Raw genomic sequence first — 778 nt, 5'->3', positions numbered from 1 at the left:
TAATGAAGAAATTAAGAATGTAATTGATAATTTTTATTACAAGAATTTATATAAAGAATACGACAGAACTAAGGATGATGGCAAACACGGATTTGATTTTCTTGATGATGGTTATACAGATTTAGGTGTTATTTCAATGCAAAATAATGAACCAGACTATAACGAACCTTGAGATGAAGATGATGAACCAGGTGAATTAAGTTTTACAAATGCTGAAAATATGAAAATTAAAACAAAAAGCGAAGAAAGTTTTCATAAAAAAACTTATGACCCTAAAAAAGATGATGGAAAGAATCAAAATTTTGACTTTTCTATTGATAATAATAAGGATTTAATTGTTTCCAAATCAGAAGGGAGACCATGACAAGAATTGCCTGATCATAATGAACCTTGGATTTCTGATGATGAGGAAGGCAAAGATAATTCTAAACAAGATTCAAAATCACAAATGAAGTCTCCAGACTTAAAGAAAACAGAAGAAAAAAACCAACCTATGGTTTTTACAGATTTTGCAGATCTTGCCAATTCATTCTTTAAAGGAATAGAAGGTAAGGGTCCAATCTTTATATTTGAACCAAGATCGACAAAAAACTAAAATAAAATATTGAAATTTATAATCAATCTAATAAAGCACGAGGAGTTATTTTAGGTTTAACTTCTTGTGCTTTTGTGATATTTAGGATGATTTGCTAACCTATTTTTTGCCTTATTAGACACAAATTTTGCCAAAACAAAAAAAAAAAAAAAATACTATAAAATATGCTTTATAAACTTAATT

Annotated in this window: 1 protein-coding gene; it reads left to right on the top strand. The window is 27.5% G+C overall.

All coding sequences use genetic code 4. The annotated features are described in order from the left end of the window. The coding region (locus ACWXVU_RS03185) for a hypothetical protein (RefSeq protein WP_456012195.1) at positions 1–595 on the top strand (595 nt) is incomplete at its 5' end. Between the last annotated feature and the right edge of the window lie 183 nt (positions 596–778).

It is taken from the genome of Mycoplasma sp. 2575 (assembly GCF_053851635.1).
Note: the sequence above shows the minus strand (reverse complement) of the source record. Positions and strands in the feature narration are given on the sequence as shown.